Origin of the sequence: Oribacterium sp. C9 (assembly GCF_002007235.1) — a bacterium.
Lineage (GTDB): Bacteria > Bacillota > Clostridia > Lachnospirales > Lachnospiraceae > Oribacterium.
This window is the reverse complement of sequence record NZ_MUHW01000058.1, coordinates 1-1,726: the sequence shown is the minus strand read 5'-3', so window position 1 is coordinate 1,726 and position 1,726 is coordinate 1. Positions and strand designations below refer to the sequence as shown.

Annotated in this window: 1 protein-coding gene; it reads left to right on the top strand. The window is 42.8% G+C overall.

The window, feature by feature from the left end; translation table 11 throughout:
* Positions 1–1,420, top strand: a 1,420-nt coding sequence (locus tag BXO88_RS16625; RefSeq protein ID WP_206100009.1) for a chitobiase/beta-hexosaminidase C-terminal domain-containing protein, incomplete at its 5' end; no start/stop codon positions are given.
* Between the last annotated feature and the right edge of the window lie 306 nt (positions 1,421–1,726).

Below are 1,726 nucleotides of genomic sequence, written 5' to 3'. Positions count from 1 at the left end.
GACTGCGGAAGACGAAACCACAGATTCAGAAGTTGAATCTAAGGATGAGATAGATGAATCTGATGAATCCGAAGAAACTGTAGCGGAGTCTGAAACTGCAGAAGAGCAGGAAACTGCGGAGAATGGATCTAAAGAGGCGGCTGATGCAGATGAAGCTGAGCTTGCCGAGATGCTTGCTGTTATCGAGGAAGAAGAAAGAATCGCCGAAGAGAAGCAGGACGTAGCAGATGATGATATGCCTGAGTCTGAAGCATCAGAGGATGAGTCTGTTGACGAAGATGATGATACAGAAGAACTTGAGGAGTCTGAAGATGATTCTGGAGAACAGGAGAAGCAGACCCGAAAAGTTATTCCGCTTCGAAAAACCAAAGAAGAGGAAGAGGCGGAGTATGTAGAGGCTATTCTGTCTGAAGATAGATTTGATGGCGGCACTACCGGCAAAAAGCAGGGAAAAGGACTTCGTTTTTCGATACTGGCTGTGTCACTTGCGGTAGTTATAGGCGTCGGTACAGCCGGATATTATGTATGGAGTAATACTCCTGAAAAACAGGCTGAGAGGATACTGAAAACAGCTGAAGCTGCATTTTGGTCGAAGGATTATTCGGTGGCAGAGGAGAACTATACGAAGCTTTTCTCATATGGAACTCCGAGTGCAGAAGTATATATGCATCTTGCGAATACATATCTCAATAGATCAGAGCATGCAAAAGCCATAAGCATCATTAATGAAGCGCTTGAAGCATATCCCGGTAATGCTGATTTGTCCGCCGCATTGGATAAATTGTGCCCTGTTGCAGCCATAACTCCTGACGGAGGTGTATTTGGCGAACCTATGACGGTTGAGCTTAGCGTTAACGGTGGCAATGACCTGTATTACACGATGTATATAGATGGCCAAACCAGTGGCGAAGAAAAGTATGAGACGCCTATAACATTGGACGAGAATGGTACATACAAGATAGAAGCCTATGGAATGTCCGGAGATGGGTATAAGGGCAATGTTGTTACCGAAACCTATGTCATTAATATCGAACCGGAAACGGAGCCTGAGACAGAAGCGCCTGAAGAGAGCGAGGCTCAGAATGAAAGTGCTGAGTTCAGCTTTGCTTCGGAGTATGCAGAGTATCCTGATACGCTGGTAGAGATTCAGACGGCTAACAGGCAGGACATGGGTGAATATTCTGTATTCCCGGCCAAGGTATATCACAGCCACAATAGTGATAAACCGGAAGGCGAGGGAAGAGATGTGACCATAAAGATAAGCAACAGTGCATGGTTGCACTATATTGATTATGATCTCGGAAGCATTCCTGTAAGAGATGCGTATTCTTTCCTTCCGTATATAGGATTGCTTAATGCTACAACCGATGAAAATGGCGTGGTTACAAAGTTCGATTTCATTCTTGGAAGTCAAAAATAAAAGTTATGTTTTTAAATCGGTAAGCCGGTATTGGCTTGCCGATTTTTTTATGAAATAACGTAGTTTTTGCACTGAACACAACTGGATTACGAAAGTAAAAGAGCAGATTTAGAGACGGCTGAAGAATAGTTGTTAATTAAGAGTGAAAAAAATAAAAAAAATTCAAAAAAAGGTTTGACAATCGGAACAGGAATTGTTATATTAACTGAGCTGTCGCAAGAGAGCAGAACAAAAGCTTCTCTGAAACAGCTCAGAACCTTGAAAATCAAAGATCGATTAATACACAGACCCTGAAGATTCTAAGAA